This window comes from Halococcus salifodinae DSM 8989 (genome assembly GCF_000336935.1).
Classification (GTDB): Archaea; Halobacteriota; Halobacteria; order Halobacteriales; family Halococcaceae; genus Halococcus; species Halococcus salifodinae.
The window spans coordinates 140,645-158,236 of record NZ_AOME01000070.1 but is presented as its reverse complement, the minus strand read 5'-3'; the positions used below and the strand labels follow the sequence as shown (position 1 = coordinate 158,236).

Annotated in this window: 17 protein-coding genes and 1 tRNA gene; 6 read left to right on the top strand and 12 right to left on the bottom strand. The window is 65.0% G+C overall.

The window, feature by feature from the left end:
- Positions 1 to 43 precede the first annotated feature (43 nt).
- A complete protein-coding gene (locus tag C450_RS22145; RefSeq protein ID WP_161606969.1) occupies positions 44 to 997 on the top strand; it encodes a laminin G in 954 nt (317 codons plus the stop codon).
- 48 nt (positions 998 to 1,045) lie between these two features.
- On the opposite strand, the gene C450_RS13400 is transcribed toward C450_RS22145, so the two are convergent.
- Entirely contained in the window at positions 1,046 to 2,215 is a 1,170-nt protein-coding gene (locus C450_RS13400; RefSeq protein WP_005044314.1) for an enolase C-terminal domain-like protein, read from the bottom strand.
- Positions 2,216 to 2,310: 95 nt separating this feature from the next.
- On the opposite strand from C450_RS13400, the gene C450_RS13395 reads away from it, so the two are divergent.
- Positions 2,311 to 3,036: a nucleoside phosphorylase gene (locus tag C450_RS13395; protein WP_005044312.1), complete on the top strand. Its 726-nt coding sequence runs from the start codon at positions 2,311 to 2,313 to the stop codon at positions 3,034 to 3,036.
- An 11-nt stretch (positions 3,037 to 3,047) separates the two neighbouring features.
- Here C450_RS13395 and C450_RS13390 read toward each other — a convergent pair whose 3' ends face one another.
- Both C450_RS13390 and C450_RS13385 read right to left on the bottom strand, forming a co-directional pair.
- Complete coding sequence (locus tag C450_RS13390; protein ID WP_005044310.1) at positions 3,048 to 3,323, bottom strand: ubiquitin-like small modifier protein 1; 276 nt, start codon at positions 3,321 to 3,323, stop codon at positions 3,048 to 3,050.
- A gap of 553 nt (positions 3,324 to 3,876) precedes the next feature.
- Entirely contained in the window at positions 3,877 to 4,245 is a 369-nt protein-coding gene (locus C450_RS13385) for a HesB/IscA family protein (protein WP_005044308.1), read from the bottom strand.
- Between the two features lie 884 nt (positions 4,246 to 5,129).
- Here C450_RS13385 and C450_RS13380 point away from each other — a divergent pair.
- Together C450_RS13380 and C450_RS13375 are read left to right on the top strand one after the other, a co-directional pair.
- Positions 5,130 to 5,693 (top strand): NAD(P)/FAD-dependent oxidoreductase, encoded by a 564-nt coding sequence (locus tag C450_RS13380; protein WP_005044305.1) that lies wholly within the window; start codon positions 5,130 to 5,132, stop codon positions 5,691 to 5,693.
- Positions 5,694 to 5,751: 58 nt separating this feature from the next.
- Positions 5,752 to 6,660: a DMT family transporter gene (locus tag C450_RS13375; RefSeq protein ID WP_049910217.1), complete on the top strand. Its 909-nt coding sequence runs from the start codon at positions 5,752 to 5,754 to the stop codon at positions 6,658 to 6,660.
- A 189-nt stretch (positions 6,661 to 6,849) separates the two neighbouring features.
- Here C450_RS13375 and C450_RS13370 read toward each other — a convergent pair whose 3' ends face one another.
- On the bottom strand, positions 6,850 to 7,644 hold the full coding sequence (locus C450_RS13370; protein WP_005044302.1) for a creatininase family protein: 795 nt from the start codon (positions 7,642 to 7,644) through the stop codon (positions 6,850 to 6,852).
- Between the two features lie 101 nt (positions 7,645 to 7,745).
- On the opposite strand from C450_RS13370, the gene C450_RS13365 reads away from it, so the two are divergent.
- Positions 7,746 to 8,852, top strand: coding sequence for an aminotransferase class V-fold PLP-dependent enzyme (locus tag C450_RS13365; RefSeq protein ID WP_005044300.1), 1,107 nt, complete (start codon positions 7,746 to 7,748; stop codon positions 8,850 to 8,852).
- A gap of 569 nt (positions 8,853 to 9,421) precedes the next feature.
- Here C450_RS13365 and C450_RS13360 read toward each other — a convergent pair.
- The 5 genes from C450_RS13360 to C450_RS13340 all read right to left on the bottom strand — a co-directional run bounded on the left by C450_RS13360 (position 9,422) and on the right by C450_RS13340 (position 13,426).
- Positions 9,422 to 9,502: transfer RNA gene (locus tag C450_RS13360), tRNA-Ser, on the bottom strand.
- Positions 9,503 to 9,528: 26 nt separating this feature from the next.
- Complete coding sequence (locus C450_RS13355) at positions 9,529 to 9,738, bottom strand: hypothetical protein (RefSeq protein ID WP_005044296.1); 210 nt, start codon at positions 9,736 to 9,738, stop codon at positions 9,529 to 9,531.
- A 122-nt stretch (positions 9,739 to 9,860) separates the two neighbouring features.
- A complete protein-coding gene (gene ilvA, locus C450_RS13350) occupies positions 9,861 to 11,072 on the bottom strand; it encodes a threonine ammonia-lyase (RefSeq protein ID WP_005044294.1) in 1,212 nt (403 codons plus the stop codon).
- 156 nt (positions 11,073 to 11,228) lie between these two features.
- A complete protein-coding gene (locus C450_RS13345) occupies positions 11,229 to 11,663 on the bottom strand; it encodes a gamma-glutamylcyclotransferase family protein (protein ID WP_005044292.1) in 435 nt (144 codons plus the stop codon).
- Between the two features lie 371 nt (positions 11,664 to 12,034).
- Positions 12,035 to 13,426 (bottom strand): adenylosuccinate synthase, encoded by a 1,392-nt coding sequence (locus tag C450_RS13340; protein WP_005044289.1) that lies wholly within the window; start codon positions 13,424 to 13,426, stop codon positions 12,035 to 12,037.
- 274 nt (positions 13,427 to 13,700) lie between these two features.
- On the opposite strand from C450_RS13340, the gene C450_RS13335 reads away from it, so the two are divergent.
- Positions 13,701 to 14,006 (top strand): hypothetical protein, encoded by a 306-nt coding sequence (locus tag C450_RS13335; protein WP_005044288.1) that lies wholly within the window; start codon positions 13,701 to 13,703, stop codon positions 14,004 to 14,006.
- A gap of 156 nt (positions 14,007 to 14,162) precedes the next feature.
- On the opposite strand, the gene lrpA1 is transcribed toward C450_RS13335, so the two are convergent.
- From lrpA1 to C450_RS13320, 3 genes are all read right to left on the bottom strand, one after another.
- Entirely contained in the window at positions 14,163 to 14,591 is a 429-nt protein-coding gene (gene lrpA1, locus C450_RS13330) for an HTH-type transcriptional regulator LrpA1 (protein ID WP_005044287.1), read from the bottom strand.
- Between the two features lie 78 nt (positions 14,592 to 14,669).
- Positions 14,670 to 15,617, bottom strand: coding sequence for a thiamine pyrophosphate-dependent enzyme (locus tag C450_RS13325; RefSeq protein WP_005044285.1), 948 nt, complete (start codon positions 15,615 to 15,617; stop codon positions 14,670 to 14,672).
- A 3-nt stretch (positions 15,618 to 15,620) separates the two neighbouring features.
- Positions 15,621 to 17,516: a 2-oxoacid:acceptor oxidoreductase subunit alpha gene (locus C450_RS13320; RefSeq protein WP_005044282.1), complete on the bottom strand. Its 1,896-nt coding sequence runs from the start codon at positions 17,514 to 17,516 to the stop codon at positions 15,621 to 15,623.
- Positions 17,517 to 17,592 lie beyond the last annotated feature (76 nt).

The following is a 17,592-nucleotide window of genomic DNA, read 5'->3' as shown; positions in this document are numbered from 1 at the left end:
CCGCAGGGTTATTTACCCGTTCGTCGCTACTGCGAAGCAGACGATGTCTTCGTCCGTTTCGTCGGTGATCCTGGTTGCAGTCTGCGTCCTCACAGTAACGACGATGCCGGCCGTCGCGGCCCCGACCGCCGACTACGGTGGAGTTCAGCCCTCGGTGGATGCAAGCACGCCGATCGAGTCGAGCAGTTCCGGGGCGACCGCCGTCCGGCTCGGATCGGGCTACGCACAGTCGTCCGAACCGTCGAACACGATCACCGTTCAAAGCACCAGCGACGAACGGGCGAACTACACCATCACGGTGAGCGATCGGATCGAGCCAGGCAGCGGAGCGGACACCGAAGACGCGGAGATTCCCGACACGGCCTCCGGCAACACAGCCACCGGCTCAACCGCTGAGGGCGGCGAGGACAGCTTCCGGTTCGCTGGAGAGGTTACGTCGTTCAGCGTCACTGGTGGCCCGGTAACCGTTCTCGTCAACGGCGAGGAGCGCGATCTGGACTCGTTCTCGGAAACACCACCGACGACCACGACCACAACAACGACGACCACTACAACGACGGAAACGCCTACGCCAACCCCGACGCCGACAACGACCCAGACCCCTACACCAACCCCGACGCCAACAGATACACCGACGCCAACGCCGACACCGACACCGACCGCGACGCCGACACCGACGCCAACAGCAACGCAGACGGCCACACCGACCGCGACAGCCACTTCGACGGCGACTCAAACGCCGACGACAACGGAATCGACGACCGAGCCGCCGCAAACGATCACGACCGGTGTGACGACGACACCCGGCACCACGGCAAACGAGACGAACACGACCGGAGCCTCGGGTGAGAGTGGTGGGATCCTGTCGAACCTGAGCCTGAGCACGCTGGCGTTCGTCTTCGGACTCCTGCTGGTCATCGTGTTCGGTGTCGCCGCACTCGTCGCTCGCCGGCGTGACTCCCGCCCGGCGACCGCACTCGACTCCGATTCGAAGTGAGGCGTCGGACCGCACCGTGACTACAGATCGCCGACCACCGACGCCGCGTTACTCGTAGGTTCGGCCGCCCTTCTTCTGATCCATGATGTATGACCAGTCGTAGTCGACACCCAGTCCGGGTCCATCGGGGACGGGAACGGTCCCATCGCTGTCGATGGTGTCGAGCTGGTCGTCGTATCCCTCTTCGTAGATCGGCGGCGCGGTGTTGTCGCAGTCGGGGTGGACCAGCGCCATCTCGTAGTAGTTCGAGTTGCGGATCGCGGCCATGCAGTGGCGCTGGGCCGGACCCGGCGAGTGGATCTCGACGTCGGCCCCGAACCCCTCGGCGGCGTGGGCGAGCTTCATCGCGCCCGTGATCCCCCCGTCGTACTCCGGATCGGCTCGGAGCGAATCGGTCGCCTCGCTCGCGATGAAATCGACGTGGGGTTCGAGCCCACGGACGTGCTCGGTCTGGAGAAGGGGCGTGTCGATCCGCTGGCGGAGGCGTTTGTGGGCCTGCTGGGAGATGCCGCCATCGCGGAACGGGTCCTCGTACCAGAAGAAGTCCTGTTCGTCGCACGCGCGGCCGACCTCCAGCGCGTCGGCAAAGGTTTCGTACTCGCAGGCGGGATCGATCATCAGATCCATCTCGTCGGGTGCGCCCTCGCCGACCGCGCGGACGGTGGCGACCTCGCGGTCGATGTCCCGAGCCGCGTCACTGCCGCCCCAGCCGTGGATCTTGAATCCTCCATACCCCATCTCGGCGCACTCGATGGCGAACTCCGCGTACGCCTCGGGCGAATCGAGCCCGCCGTTGTCGTCGGCGTGGTATGTCGAGGCATACGTAGGAAGACGATCGCGGTAGCGCCCGAGGAGTTCACTGATCGACGCGTCGTAGTGTTTGCCCGCGAGGTCCCAGAGCGCGATGTCCACAGGTCCAATCCCCATCCGGTCGTACTTTCGGAGCGCGCGTTTCATCTCGCTCCAGTGGCGTTCGCGGCGGAGCGGGTCCTTCCCAATGAGGTAGTCGGCGACCTCGTGGATCTGGGCGAACGCGGGCGAGTTGCCGCCGACGAACCGCCCCGTCACGTCGCCGTCGGTGTGGACCTCGATCGCGAACAGCCGCCGCTCGGTCGTCGTGCCTGGCTCGTAGGCGAGGTTGAACCCCTCGTCCGAGCCGACGTCTTCGAGCGGGTAGGCGAACTCCATGGTCTCGATCCGAGTGATTTCGAGCGCCATGCCCGCGGTTCGACGCGCCGGGTGAAAAAGTGGCCGGCACTCGCTCCGTCCACCCGGATAGACCGTTTTTTCTCCCCCGGCGACGAGGCTGCGGTATGGCAAAACAGCCACACCTGCTGGTCGAGTCGGACGAGCTTCACGACGTTGCGCTCCTGCCTGGTGATCCGGGTCGAGTCGATCGGATCGCCGGCCATTGCGAGGAGAGCGAGGTCGTCGCCGAGAACCGCGAGTACAAGATCGTGAACGCCACCTATGAGGGATCGCCGGTCACGATCTGTTCGACGGGGATCGGCTGTCCGTCGGCCGCGATCGCGGTCGAGGAGCTCGCGAACGTCGGCGTCGAGAGTCTCATTCGGGTTGGAACCACGGGCGCGCTCCAGGCCGACATCGAGGTCGGCGACGTGGTGGTCGCGACGGGCGCGGCGAAGGACGAAGGGACGACCGAGCGCTACGAGCGCGACACCGTGCCGGCGGTCCCGGATTACGACGTGCTCTCGGGGCTGGTCGAAGCGGCCGAAACGCGTTCCGAACCCGTCCACGTCGGGCCGATCGCCTCCGACGACGCGTTCTACGCCGAGACCGACGAGTACATCGAGGCGTGGGAGCGCGCGGGCGTGCTCTCCGTCGAGATGGAGGCCGCGGCGATCTTCACGCTCGCGCGCCGGAAGGGACTGCGGGCGGGCGCGCTCTGTACCGTCGACGGCAACCTCGTCGCGGGCACCCAGAAGGGCGAGACCGAGGGCGAGGAGCTGCCCGAGAAGGCGAAGGACAACGTCGAGCGCGCGATCGCGATCGCACTCGACGCGGCTACCGATCTCTGAGGTGAGGCCGATCAGCCACCACTGACCGGCGGGAACGCAGCGAGTTCGTCGTCTGTATCGAGGTCGGTATCGAGGCCGTCGCCAGCGACGAAGGGGTCCTCGCCGTTTCTGAGCAGCCGGATGTGGTCGCGGATCTCGCCGTCCTCGGTGATCTCATCTTCGAGGGAGGGATACCGATCGAACAGCGCCGCGAGCGCGTCGTCGAGGTTCGCATCCGGTTCGACCTCGACATCGACCTCGCGTTCGCCGGCGATCTCGGCGAGCGTCGCGAAGAGTTTCCAGTGCATGGGTCACCTACGAACGGGGGCCACAAAGAGGGTTCGACGCTCGCGTGGGTGGCGGTGGGGGTGCGGAGGCGGTGTGGCAGCGGCCCTGGTGGATGAAGGGCGAGACTGCGAGCGAAGCGAGCAGTCAAGGGCTTCGGCGGTGCTGTGCGGAGCGGTGCAGAAGCTGTGTGGTGGCGGTGCGGAAGGAAGCCCGCGGCCGCGTTTATCGCGGCCGCACGGGGAGGGACGGGGCTTCAGCGCGTGCCGCCACGAGGCGCGTAGCGCCTCGGCCCGTGCGAACGGGCACGAAGCGCCCGTGAGCAGACGCGACAGCGCGGGNCGCGCAATGCGGTCCTGGTGTCCTGACGAGCGGAGCGAGTCAGGGCTTGGAAGAGCTCTGCTCTTCCAGTGGACATGAAAAGGGCGAGGAGTCGACGCCAGGCGTCCGGCCGAGCGCAGTCGTTCGAAAGAGCGCTCCGCGCTCTTTCGTGATGACGAAAATCGCCTCCGGCGATTTTCGAACCACGAGGCCGGATGCGCGGGCTTGCCCGCGCAGTTCTGAGGGCTTTCGCTTTCAAGTGCGGAAGGATTCGCCGCAGCCACACTCGCTGACGACATTGGGATTCTCGACGTGGAAGCCAGCGCCTTGGAGTCCGCCCTCGAAGTCGACGACGCTGCCGCCGACGTAGTTCATGCTCGCGGGATCGACGAACACCCGGAGGCCGTGGTGTTCGTAGATCTGATCGTCGCCTTCGGGTTCGGTATCGAAGCGCATTCCGTAGGAAAGGCCCGCACAGCCGCCCTGCTGGACGAACAGTCGGAGGCCGGCGATGTCGGTGTCCATCCCTTCACTACCCAAGAGATCGAGCGCCTGATCGGCAGCCGACTCCGAGACCTCGATCTCGGGAGTAGCTTCCCCGTCGGTGGTCGCGCCCGTGCTCATGGTGGTTCGTTTCGCCCCCAGGTGGTTAACGGTGACGCCCGACTTTTTTTACGTTGCCACGAGACGACGACGGCGAGGCGCTACGCACCTCGGGCCGTTCGCGCGGTGGAGCCGCACGAAGAAGCCGTCTCGGCATCGTCAAAAGAGCCGACGGCTCTTTTACACAGTGCGATTCCTTCGGAATCGCTTGCAGTCGGGCGGCTTCGACGCCCGACGATCTCGCGGGAACTTCGTTCCCGCTCAGTGACGAAAGACGCCTCCGGCGTCTTTCGAACCACGTCGGGTGTCCTCGCGCACTTCCGGCGCGCTGGGGCACCACTCTCTGCCCACGGGCGCACGAGGCGGCGGAGCCGCCTCGAATCGCGGCGCGTAGCGCCGGCTGTAAGAGGTTCCTTCGGAACCTCTCTACTCGTAAAAACCTGTTTCTGTCGAGCGGAGTCGTTCGAAACGGCTCCGCCGTTTCGTGATGACGAGAGAGCTCCACCCTCTCGAACCACGAGACAGAGCTCGGAAGACGCGAAGCGTCTTCCGGTGGACTAAAACACCCGCTCGCTCCCTGCGGTTGCTCGCGGTACAACTACTCGCACTCTCCGCGACTGCATCGCAGACAGCACAGCACCGCCGAAGCCCTCAGGCGCTCACTTCGTTCACGCCCTCGCCCTTCATCCACCAGGAGAGCACGCTCCCCTGAGCCTGCGGTTGCGGAGCGACCGCAGACGCCAGGACCGCATCGCTCCCGCGACCGCTCCCGCAGCTACACCGCCCTGCGACCGCTCCCGCAGCTACACCGCCCTGCGACCGCTCCCGCAGCCACACCGCTCCGCAACCTCACCGCTGCTCCCGCCACCACGATTTATCCCGTTCGGCGTGGTACGTATCGACGTATGTCAGAGACAGATGTCGCGGTCGTCGGCGGCGGACCGGCAGGGCTCAGCGCGGCGCTGTTCGCCGCGAAGAACGGTCTCGACACGATCACCTTCGATACCGACGAAACCTGGATGCACAAAGCGCACCTGTTCAACTACCTCGGAATCGAGAGCGAGGACGGCTCGGCGTTCATGGACGACGCCCGCGAACAGGTCGAGGAGTTCGGCGTCGACCGCCGGCAGGGAACGCAGGTCACCGGTGTCACCGAGAACGGCGACGGCTTCACCGTCTCGACCGACGATGGCGATCACGAGGCGAGCTACGTCGTCCTCGCGACGGGCGCGAAGCGCGATCTCGCGGAGAACCTCGGCTGTGAGTTCACCGACGAGGACGTGATCGACGTGGACGTGACGATGGAAACCACAGTAGAGGACGCCTACGCCACCGGCGCGATGGTCCGCGCCGAGGAGTGGCAGGCGGTCATCTCGGCGGGCGACGGCGCGGCCGCAGCCCTGAACGTCCTCACCAAAGAGAAAGGCGAACACTTCCACGACTTCGACACGCCTGCCGACGCCGAGTGAGCGACGACCGTCGCGACGATCCAGAACCCGTAAGCGATCGGCCGCCGTCGAACCGGGCGTGAGCACCGGTGTTTTTCGACGTGTGGAGCGCGCGACGCCACCCCTTGCGGCGCTCGCGGTGGCGGTCGTCGCGGTCAGTACCAGCGCGATCTTAGTCCGCTACAGTTCGGCCCCGAGCCTCGTGAAAGCGTTCTACCGCGTTCTCTTCACCACACTGCTCCTCGTCCCATTCGCCCTCGTTCGCCACCGCGACGCGTTTGGCCGGCTCTCTGTCCGGGATTGGTTCGTTGCAATCGCGGGCGGGGTCGCACTCGCGATCCACTTCGCGTCGTGGTTCGAGAGTCTCGAATATACGAGCGTCGCCGCCTCGGTCACGATCGTCCAGTCTCAGGTCCTCTTTGTCGCTGCCGGCGCAGCACTCCTGCTCGCCGAACACGTCACCCGCCGCACCCTCGCGGGGATGGTCGTCGCACTCTGTGGCATCGCGGTGATGTCGGTTGGTGACGCTCTCACCGGGGCGAACGTCGCGGGTGCGGCCCCGCTGTACGGCAACGCCCTCGCACTCGTCGGCGCGGTCTGTTCGGCCGGCTACGTGCTCACCGGGCGCTCGCTCCGCCAGCGCATCCCGCTGGTCCCGTACGTCATCGTGGTCTACTCGGTCTGTGCGGTCGTGCTACTCGGGCTCACCGTCGCCGACGGCGCAGCCCTGGTCGACTATCCGGCCCGCGAGTGGCTGCTCTTTCTCGGAATGGCGGTCGGCCCCGGACTGTTCGGCCACACAGTATTAAACTGGGCACTTGCCCACGTCGAATCCAGCGTCGTCAGCGTCTCGCTGCTCGGCGAACCCATCGGGAGCGCGCTGCTCGCACTTGTTCTCCTTGGTGAGGTCCCGACCACGATCACCGTCGTCGGCGGTGCGGTCGTGCTCGTCGGGATTGCGGTCACGTCGCGAGCGCGTGCGTCCTGATTTCTAAAGCGGTCGGCGCGCGGGAGCGCGTCTCTGACGCGCGAGTCGTGCGAGGGATGACTGAGTCGGGTGATTGACACGAACGAGACGAGGGAATCGGCTGGGGAGGGCGTGGCCAATGGTCTCTCATTTGTACCGTGATCTGCGGTCTTCGACCTCCTGCTTGTCACTGAACTCCCCGCTGCGTGGCTACTGCCTGCTACCCGGCTGCGGGTCGACGTGGGGTTTCGCCATGAGCGCGTCGCACGGCTGCTCGTCGAGCCAGTCGAGCAGCTGAACGAGCTGGTCGGCCGCGGCCTCGAACAACCGCTCGCCTTTCTCCGCCGTCGCGTCGGTCTGATCGCCCAGCACGCCGTTCTCGGTGTTGTCGATCGAGTCGTAGAACGTCCGCGCGCCATTGATGATCACGTCGGCCTCGTCGAGATCGGCGATCCCGCCGTCCCGGGCGTCGTCGAGCTTTCCGTCCTGAACGAGGTCAGGAGCGATATGCTGGATCATCGCGGTCTCCTTCGGCCCGCCATGAGGTCCGTTCGTCTCGAAGAGGTCGTCGACGAGTTCGGGGATCGAGTCGTTCCACATCCACTCGATCGCGTAGGCGGTGCCGTCGTCGCGGAGCCGCCGGCCGACCTCGCGGAGGTGGACGGTGTTGCCGCCGTGAGCGTTGACGAACACGATGCGGTCGACGCCGTGATACGAGAGGTTGCGCGCGAGACTCTCGACGTAGTCCCGGAAGGCCGGTGCGTCGACCCACATCGTGCCGTGGAACTGCCGATGGTGGGGACTCACGCCGATGTTCACGGTCGGGGTACAGAGCACGTCAGCCCGATCGGTCGCCTCGCGAGCGAGATGCTCGGCGATCAGGTGATCGGTGGCGAGCGGGAGATGCGGACCGTGCTGTTCGGTCGAACCAAGTGGGACGACCGCGAGCGACTCGCTCGCGACGTACTCGCCGAGTTCCGGCCACGTCCGATCCGCGAGATACATACCGGCGTGTCGAGCGGACCCCGCATAACGGTGTCCACTTCGGCTCTCGTGGCCGCGTTCCGGATGAGAACGTTTCAATCCCCGTGAGCCGTACTTCGGCTATGGACCCGCTCGATCTCCGCGCGGCGATCCCGGCGCTCGACGAGATCACGTATCTCAACACCGGTGCCGCGAGCCCCGCCCCGCGCCCCGTCATCGAAGCCGTCATCGACTGCGTCGAACACCAGCAGTACGTCGCGCCCGCCGCTGAGGGAATGTACCCCGCGCTCTTCGCGGCGCTCGACGATGCGCGGGGAACGGTCGCCGACTTCCTGGGTGCCGACCCGGACGAGATCGCGCTGACCCAGAGCACTGCCGACGGGATCAACCGGATCGCAACCGCGCTGCCGTGGCAAGAGGGCGACGTGGTGGTTCGGACCGACTGCGAGCATCCCGCCGGTATCCTGCCGTGGGAACGCCTCGCCGACCATCACGGCGTCGAGACCCGAGTCGTCGAAACCACTCGTGGCCGTCTCGACCGCGACGACCTCGCGACCGCGCTCGATGGCGCGGATCTACTCTGTCTCAGCTCGATCACGTGGAACTACGGCACGCGACTCCCGATCACGGAGGCGGTCGCGATGGCCCACGATACGGGGGCGCGCGTCCTGGTCGACGCGGTCCAGTCGCCCGGCCAGGTCGCAGTCGACGTCGACGAGTGGGGGGCTGACTTCGTCGTCGGAGCCGGCCACAAGTGGCTGCTCGGACCGTGGGGTGCGGGCTTTCTGTACGTCGCCGACGACGCCACCGCGGCGCTCGAACCACAGCGCGTCGGCTACCGGAGCGTCGCGGATCCGAACGATCCAGCTGCTGGCTTTGCCGCTGGCGCACGTCGGCTCGAAGTCGGCACCGCCTCGCCCGCCCCGCATGCTGGCCTCGCGACGGCTATCGAGTGTCTCGATTCGATCGGGTTCGACACCATCGAGGGCCGGATCGAGCGACTCACCGATCGGCTCAAGGACGGTCTCGATAGCGACACTCTCCTGAGCCCGCGCGAATACGAATCGGGCCTCGTGACCGTCGATGTCGACGATCCCGAAACCACCGTCGAGCGCCTTGTGGATCACGACATCCGGGTTCGATCGCTCCCGTCGCCCGACGCGATCCGGATCTCGGTCCACGCGTTCAACACGACCGACGACATCGATCGAGTGCTCTCACACCTCTGAGCTCTCGATCGGTTACGTTGCAGCAGCCAGCGCCGTCGTGCGAGTATTACGGTAGTGCTAAACGTCTCCGCTGGTACGAATCGCTCATGGATCTCCCGTCGCCGACATCGGTCGATGGAATGTATCAGTACATGATCGGTCTGCTGCTGGTGCTCGTCGTGGTCTTTGGACTGTTCTTCGGGGCAGCGTATCTCGGTGTATTGTAATCCTGGTCGGCTCTAACGTCGGTTTTCTCGACACTCGATCGTGAACCGATCAGTAATGTCCCTGTTCTGAAATGGTGAAAATGCCGGACGGGGATTTGAACACGATCGCTCCCGTTCGCTCGCTACGCTCGCTCACGTCCCACTCCCTGCTCGAATCCCCGCGTTGGCGATTTAGCTCCTCGCGTCCGCTCGTCGCAAAAACACGGTCGCAGCGGAGCTGCTCCCTGCTTTGCCTCGCTTTGATCGGCAAAACGCCGGAGCGGCTTCGCCGCTCCGAGTTCTCGTTCACTTCGTCTGCTCACGGTGGCGAAGCCACCGTTCGCATAGTCCGTGGGACCTTCGGTCCCGCGCTATTCACGAGAACGCCGGGACGGGGATTTGAACCCCGGATCCCAAAGGGAACACGCTTTCCAGGCGTGCGCCTTACCACTCGGCCATCCCGGCTCGGATGATCCTACCGGAGTCTGCGGTTAAGACCTTTCGCTCCGCGCCAGCCATCCCTCCAGCGCGTAGCTCGATGCGGCCCCACAAACGCCGACGACCACGGCGACCACGAGCTTCGCGAGAATACCGATCGCCGGCCCCGACACGACGAGGAGCGTGTAGCCCTGAACGAGCACGAGAAAGACGAGCGCGCCGATCACGCCCCACAGCAGGCTCGTCTTGGTTCGTGGATGCACTACGCTGCCCTCACAGCCACCATCGAGACTCGATCCCGCTGGGCGATCCGTTCCATACCCGAACTCCGGCGTGAACGACCTAAATCTCCCCGCATCGAACCAGAATCACCACCTCAACGACCTCACACGAGCACGTCGACATCGTAACCGCTGGATTCGAGTTCGTCGAGGAGGGCCGCGACGTGGTCTTCCCCACGGGTTTCGAGGTCGATCTCGACTTCGGTCGCGGTCATTCCGGTGTCTCGCGAGGTCCGGTCGTGCTGGATGGCGTAGATGTTCGCCCGCTCCGCGGAGATGATCCCGATGAGCTGTTCGAGCGATCCGGGCTGGTCGGCCAGCGTGGTCCGGAGCCGGAGGTAGCGTCCGGTTTCGACGAGACCGCGCATCACCACCGTCCGGAGCATGTTGAGATCGATGTTGCCGCCACAGAGTGCCGGCACGATCACCTCGTCGTCGGCGTACTCGAACGCTTCCGAGAGAACGGCGGCCATCGGGACTGCACCAGCGCCCTCCACCAGCGTTTTCGATCGTTCGAGCAGCGTCGTGATCGCGACCGCGATCTCGGGGTCCGAGACCGTCACCACCTCGTCGACGCACTCCTCGATCACCTCGAAGGTCCGATCGCCGATCTTGCGGGTGGCGATCCCGTCGGCGATGGTGTCGACGCCGTCGAGTTCCTGAATGCTCCCCTGCTGGAGTGACCGACTCGCACTCGGTGCGCCCTCGGCCTCGACACCGATCACCCGCGTGTCGGGCGATCTCGCTTTGATTGCGGTGGCGATCCCCGCAATGAGTCCGCCGCCACCGATCGGAACCACGACGGTGTCGACCTCGGGGCAGTCCTCGACGATCTCGAGACCGATGGTCCCCTGGCCAGCCATCACTGCCGGATCGTCGAACGCGTGGACGTAGGTCCGGTCGTCCTCGGCCTCGATCTCGTGGGCGTGGGCTTGAGCTGCGTCGTAGTCCTCACCGTGGAGGACGACCTCGGCCCCGTAGCTTCGGGTGGCTTTGACCTTCGCGATCGGGGCGTGCTCGGGCATCACGACGACGCTGTCGACGTCCGCACGGGTGGCCGCGAGCGCCACACCTTGAGCGTGATTGCCCGCGCTCGCGGTGACGACGCCCGCCGCCTGCTCGTCGGCCGAGAGGAGGGCGATCCGGTTGGTCGCGCCCCGGAGCTTGAACGAGCCAGTACGTTGAAACACTTCGAGCTTGGGGTGGACCGCCGCACCGGTCATCGACGAAAACGAGTGGGAGTATTCGAGCGGTGTGTGACGGGCGACGCTTTCGACACGCTCGCGGGCGTCGAGCACGTCGGCGAGTTCGATCATGTCCCGTTTGCGTCGCTCCGCGGTATAACGGTTGTCGAAAACGGCGGTGGAGAGAACCGCCAGGCGTGTGACCCACCGATGATCGAACTCGACTCGTCTTGAACCTCTGCCATGCAGAGTGAAAGTGAAGACGACCCGGATACCGCCACGAACTGTTCACTCTCGACGGACGCACACCTCTTCTTCGTGGACGTACCGCTCGACGCGCTCGCGGAACGAACCCGGACCCGGCCACGAAACGCCCACCACGTCGAGTGCATCCGGGTCGCCAACGTACACCGCGAGCTTCCTGCTGTCGATTGCTGTATCACCCCGGGCAGCAGCGTCGTCGTGATCGATCGCAGCGTCGGTGAATGGTACCGAAACACGGGCGTACAGCCCGCGTTCGACGCCTTCGTACTCGTCGAGCACGTCGATTTCAGGTGTTCGGAGAATTCGTCCTCGCGTCCTGCCATCGGGCGCGAGTGTCGGGTAGGCTCCCTTGACCCGGTGGAGTCCATCGAGAACGGTCTCGCCGTGGTACGCGAACGTATCGAGGAGCGCCGCCGCACGGTCGGAATCGGTCAGCGTTCCGTAGACGAAGACCTCCATGCTGGATCGAGGTCTCATGGGCGTATTCCGTTTCCGGTGGGGTGATTGGCCGACACGGACTGTGAGGATATTTGACGAGCGGAGCGGTGCGGAGGAGGCGTCGCTGCCGCGCAGCCAGTGGCGGTGTGGTTGCGGGGCGGACGCGGCCCTGGTGGATCGAGGGCGAGGACGCGACCAGCGGGAGCGTCCGAGGGCTCGGGCGGTGCTGTGCGGTTGCGGAGAGGGCTAGCGATCGTACCGCGAGCGAACGCAGTGATCGAGCGGGAGTTTTCACCCACCGGAAGACGAGCCTTGCTTCGCTCAGCAAGACAGGTTTTTGAAGTGGGTTCGAAGGAGCGAGCGACTGAGGACCCCGTGTAAAAAAGTGGGGCTTAGAACGGATCGTCGAGGACGATCGTCTGTTCGCGGTCGGGACCGACGCCGATCGCCGAAATCGGGACATCGAGTTCGTCGCTGATGTACTCGACGTAGGTCCGGGCGTTCGCTGGCAGTGCATCGTAGCCCTCGTCCGCGATAGCGTCCCAGTCGGCCTCGGACCAGCCGTCGAACGATCTGTACTGGGGCTCGCACTCGCTCCAGCGCTCGGTGGTTGCTGGCATCGTCTCGACTGTCTCACCATCGAGTTCGTAGGCGTGGCCCACCTGAAGCTCCTCGATTCCCGCGAGCGTGTCGACGTGGTTGATCGCGAGCCCGGAGAACCCGCTCGCGCGCGCCGCGTGACGCAGCATCGGCATGTCGAGCCAGCCGATCCGGCGCGGCCGGCCGGTGACGGTGCCGTACTCGCCGCCAGCCTCGCGGATGTGATCGGCGAGCTCCGCCATGTCGGGGTCGCCGCCCTCGGCCGGCGTCTGGCCCTCGACGAACCCCATTTCGGTCGGGAGCGGGCCCGCCCCGACCCGTGAGAGGTACGCCTTGACGACGCCGATGACTTCGCCACTACCGACGACGGTCGGCCCGAGACCCGTCCCCGTGGCCGCACCGCCGGCCGTCGGGTTCGAGGAGGTCACGAAGGGGTAGTTGCCGTGGTCGATGTCGATCGCCGTGCCCTGCGCACCCTCGAAGAGGAGCTGTTCGCCGCGCTCGACGCGCTCGTCGAGGTACGCGCCACAGTTCACCGGCATGTCGTTGTCGACGAGTCGTTCGCCGTACGCGCGGTACTCGTCGAACAGCTCGTCGACGTCGAACGCGCCGTCGAACGCGTCCGGATCGCGGTCGTACACCGACCCACACAGCGCGCGCTTTCGTGGAACGAGTGATTCGAGGCGGTCGCGGAGCACTGCGGGATCGAGCAGGTCGCCGACCCGAATCCCACGGCGCGCCGCCTTGTCCTCGTAGGCCGGCCCGATACCGTTGCCGGTGGTGCCGATGTGATCCTCTTTCGCGTCCTCTTCGATCCCGTCGAGCGCGCGGTGATACGGGAAGATGACGTGGGCGCGTTCGGCCACTCGAACGTCCGGGTCGAGTCCACGGTCGCGGAGTCCCTCGATCTCCTCGAACAGCGTCGCGGGGTTGACGACACAGCCGTTGCCGAGCACGCCGGTTTTGCCCCGAATCGCGCCGCTCGGCACGAGTGAGAGTTTGTACTCCGCACTTTCGTCGTCCGATTCGGTTCGCTCGTCGGTCGGGTCGTCGTACACGACGGTGTGGCCGGCGTTGTCGCCGCCCTGATACCGACAGACCACGTCGGCCGGCTCGCTCCAGCGGTCGACCATCCCGCCCTTCCCCTCGTCGCCGAGCTGCGCGCCGACGATCGTTACGGTCATGGCCGAGGGTTCCGACGTTCGAGATAAACCGATTACGGTGTGCCCGTCGGTCGTCGCTCGGCCGGAACCGGCCAGCACTTCCCCAATTAACACCATTTTTCGGTATTCTTCGCCGTTGGCTACCGTCGGCCGGAAAGTATATCGGATATGCGTCCGTATCTCTCGTGAGAATCGTCGTCGTGCGTGACGGTGGTCACAACACCGGTCTCACCACCGATCGCGTCCGCTCTCGGCAGTAACCTTTAAACCGTCTCTCCACGAGTTAACAAGTGCCATGATAGATCGACTCGAAAAGGAAGTCGATATGCTGGAGCGACATCTCCAGGTGCTGCGTATCGTGATCGACAGCGAACCGATCGGCATCGTGAAGATGTCGAACGAGACTGGTTACCCCCACCACAAGGTGCGGTACTCGCTGCGCGTGCTCGAAGAGGAAACCCTCATCGAGCCATCGAGCCAGGGGGCGATCACGACCGAGCGCACCGCCGAGTTCGTCGAGGATCTCGACGGCAAGATCGACGGGATCGTGGAGAAGCTCGACGGCATGAAGATCGAAGACGCGCCCGAAGCCGAATCGTAATCTCGACTGACTGCTCTCCGATCGTCTCGGACCGTTCGTTCGAACGCCGACCACTCGTCGTGATCGAACGAGACCGAACACCGTTTCTGCGGTGTTTTCCTGTCTCGACAGCGATCGCTTCGGGATAGTCAGGTCGTCACAGCAGCCGACAGCGACTCACTTGAGCCGTTCCTGAAGGAAAGAGGGATGCGCAGCGGTAACGCCGTCGATCGGGAGGATGGCATCCGCGATGATCGCGCCGACCGCATCGCCGTCGGGTGCACGGACTTCGGCCATCAGGGTGTGATCACCGCTCGAACTGTACAGCGTCTCGATGTCGTCGACGGTTTTGAGTTCGCGGGTCGCCTCGACGTAGCGTCCGCTCTCGACCTCGATGCCGACGAACGCGATCGACCGGCCCGAGAGCTTCTTGGGGTCGATGTCCGCGGAGTAGCCGACGATCACGCCGTCGCCTTCGAGTTTCTCGATGTACTTTCGAACCGTGGGTTTCGAAACCCCGGCCCGTTCGGCGATCTCGGCGTACGAGGCTTGGGCATCCTCCTCCAAGACCGAGAGGATGCGGTCCTCGGTAGCGTCCGCGCTCATGGATGATAGTTGGCGTGCGCGAAAAAATATCTTCCGAACCCGAAACTCGGGATCGAGTCGGCAGAACTCCGGGAGGGCTTACTTGTGGACGTCGAGGAGGTCGTAGGAGCGCTCCCAGTCGTAGTCGTCGTCGAAGTACTGCTCGGCGAGGGGGTCTTCGGGCATCTCGCCGGTCGAGCGCTTTTCCTCGCCGTATGACCGGCGATCCTCGTCGACGTAGAATCTCCCTGTGAGAACTTCGCCCTCGTAGAGTTTGTCCTCTGTCTCGTGCATCATCTCGGCGGCCTCGCGCCGATCGGAGACGTCGAAGTCGAACTCGTCGGACTGCTGGACGTCGGTGTAGGGAACGTACTGTTTGGCGTCCTTGTTCCAGGTCGGACACTGGGTCAGGAAGTCGATGTGGGCGAACCCGTCGTGTTCGATCGCCTCCGTCAGGATTTCGGTCGCCTGCCGGGGATTCACCGCAGCGGTCCGCGCGACGTAGGACGCCCCGGCCGTCAGCGCCATCGAGAGCGGCCGGATCGGGTCTTTGGCCGAGCCGTGGGGCTGGGTCTTCGATTTGTGACCCTTCGGACTCGTTGGCGAGGTCTGCCCCTTCGTCAACCCGAAGATCTCGTTGTTGAACACGATGTAGGTCATGTCGTGGTTCTCGCGGGCGGTGTGCATGAAGTGGTTCCCGCCGATGCCGTAGCCATCGCCGTCACCACCCGCTGCGATGACCTCCAGACCTGGGTTCGCCAATTTCGCCGCCCGGGCGACGGGCAACGATCGGCCGTGGATCGAGTGCACACCGTAGGACTCGAAGTAACTCGACAGCTTTCCGGAGCAGCCGATGCCCGTCACCAACAGCGTTTCGTCGGGCGTCCGGCCGACTTCGGGCATCGCGCCCTTCAGGGCTTTGAGGACGCCGAAGTCGCCACAGCCGGGACACCACGTCGCCTGGGGTTCGATCCCCGGCGTGAACACCTCGCGGTCGATCTCCTCGTCCTGTGCCGCACTGCCGATCGCGCTGAATGACTTGCTCATGGATTAATCACCTGTCGCGGGTTCGAGTCGAACCTGGGCGGTTGGTGGCTCGCTCCCGCCGTTGACCTGCACGTCGAACCCCTCGACGATCTCGCCCGGCTCGAACGGGTTCCCGTTGTACTTCAGCAGGCTCGTGAGTTTCTCGCCGAACCGTCCGAGTTCCTTCTGGGTGAGCCCGCGGAACTGTGCGCTCGCGTTCATCTCCACCACCAGACACTCCTCGACCGATTCGAGGAATTCGGTCACGTCCTGTTTCGGATACGGCATGAGGTCGCTCACGCCGAGTGCTTTGACCGAGTGGCCGTCGTCGTTGAGGCGGTCGACAGCCTCCTCGACGGTGGGCTGTTGGCTCCCCCAGACCAAGATGCCGTAGTCGGCGTCGTCCGGACCGTACGCCGTCTGGCGATCGAGATCGGTACTGTCGAGATCCTCGCGGATGGCGTCGAGCTTGCGGAGCCGACGGTCGGTCTGAGCGACGCGGTTGTCGGGATCCTCCGAGATGTGCCCTTGCGGGGTGTGTTCGTTACCCGAAGCGAGGTAGCGTCCGCCCTCCTGGCCGGGGATCGACCGCGGGCTCACACCGTTCTCGGGATCGTGCTGGAAGCGGTTGAACTTCCCCGAGGCGTGGTGGGGAGCCTCCGCGATCTCCTCTTCGGTCAGTGTGCTCCCCAGGTCTGGGTTGGGCTCGCGGTCGAAGTGCGATTCGGGCACGTTGGTCATCTCGCCCGAGAGCTTCTGGTCGATGACGATCACGGCGGGAATCTGGTACTCGTAGGCGACCCGGAAGGCTTCGCGAGCCTGGTCGTAACACTCCGCGACGTTGCCCGGCGCGAAGACGACGCGATTCGAATCCCCTTGACTGGTGTAGAGGACGTGTTCGAGATCGGCCTGTTCGGGTTTGGTGGGCATCCCAGTCGAGGGGCCCGCGCGCATCGCTTCGACCAGAACGAGTGGCGTCTCGGTCATCTCTGCGAGGCCGAGCGGCTCGCTCATCAGCGCGAACCCGCCACCGGACGAGCCCGACATCGCTTTCGCGCCGGCGTGGGAGGCACCGATGGCGAGAGCGGCGGCGGCGATCTCGTCTTCGACCTGCTCGGAGATACCCCCCAGTTCGGGGAGATGCTGGCTCATGATGGTGAACACGTCGGTCCAGGGAGTCATCGGATAGCCCGCGATGAACCGACACCCCTCGTCGATCGCGCCGTACGCCAGCGCGTTCGAGCCGTTGAGCAGCACCTGCTGGTCGTCGTGTGGTTCGGCGGTCGGTGCTTCCAACTCGTGGGTGTGCTCCAACTCCGCGGTCTGCTGGTAGGCCTCTTCGAGAACGGTGAGATTGTCCTCGAGGATGTCCCCGCCCATGTTGTCGCTCATGAGCTCCTCGAACGGGTCGGTCTCCATCCCGAGCAGCGCCGCGGTGACCGCGACGCCGGCGGTGTTGCGCATGATCTCGCGGCCGTGTTCGCGGGCGATCCCACGGAGGTCCATCGGATAGACGTGCCAGTCGTTGTCCTCGACGCGCTGATCGAAGTCGTCGATCTCGCTTTCGTCGAGCAGGCCCTCGTCGTAGACGATCACGCCGCCCTCGCGGAGGTCGTCGAGGTTCTCCGACAGCGGCTTGGCTTCCTCGTTGCCGTAGTAGGCCTCGTCCTGGGGATTCCGCGCGAAGCTGTCGCCGAGCGCCAGTAGGAAGTTGTAGCCGTCGCCGCGGGACTTCACTTCGTGCTCGGCGGCGCGCACCTCGACGTAGGTGTGGCCGCCCCGGATCCGTGAGGGGTAGTGTCGGTGGGTGAAGACGTGCAATCCGGCCCGCATCAGCGCCTTGGTGAAACTCTGGCTTGTCGAGTCGATCCCGTCGCCGGAACCGCCCGCGATCCGCCAGATGAGTTCTGTTCCTGTCATATCTGTCCTCGTCGAACTGCGTGTGGTTTGATTTGTGACGATGTTATAAAAGGGTTTTCAGCATATCGATACGAAT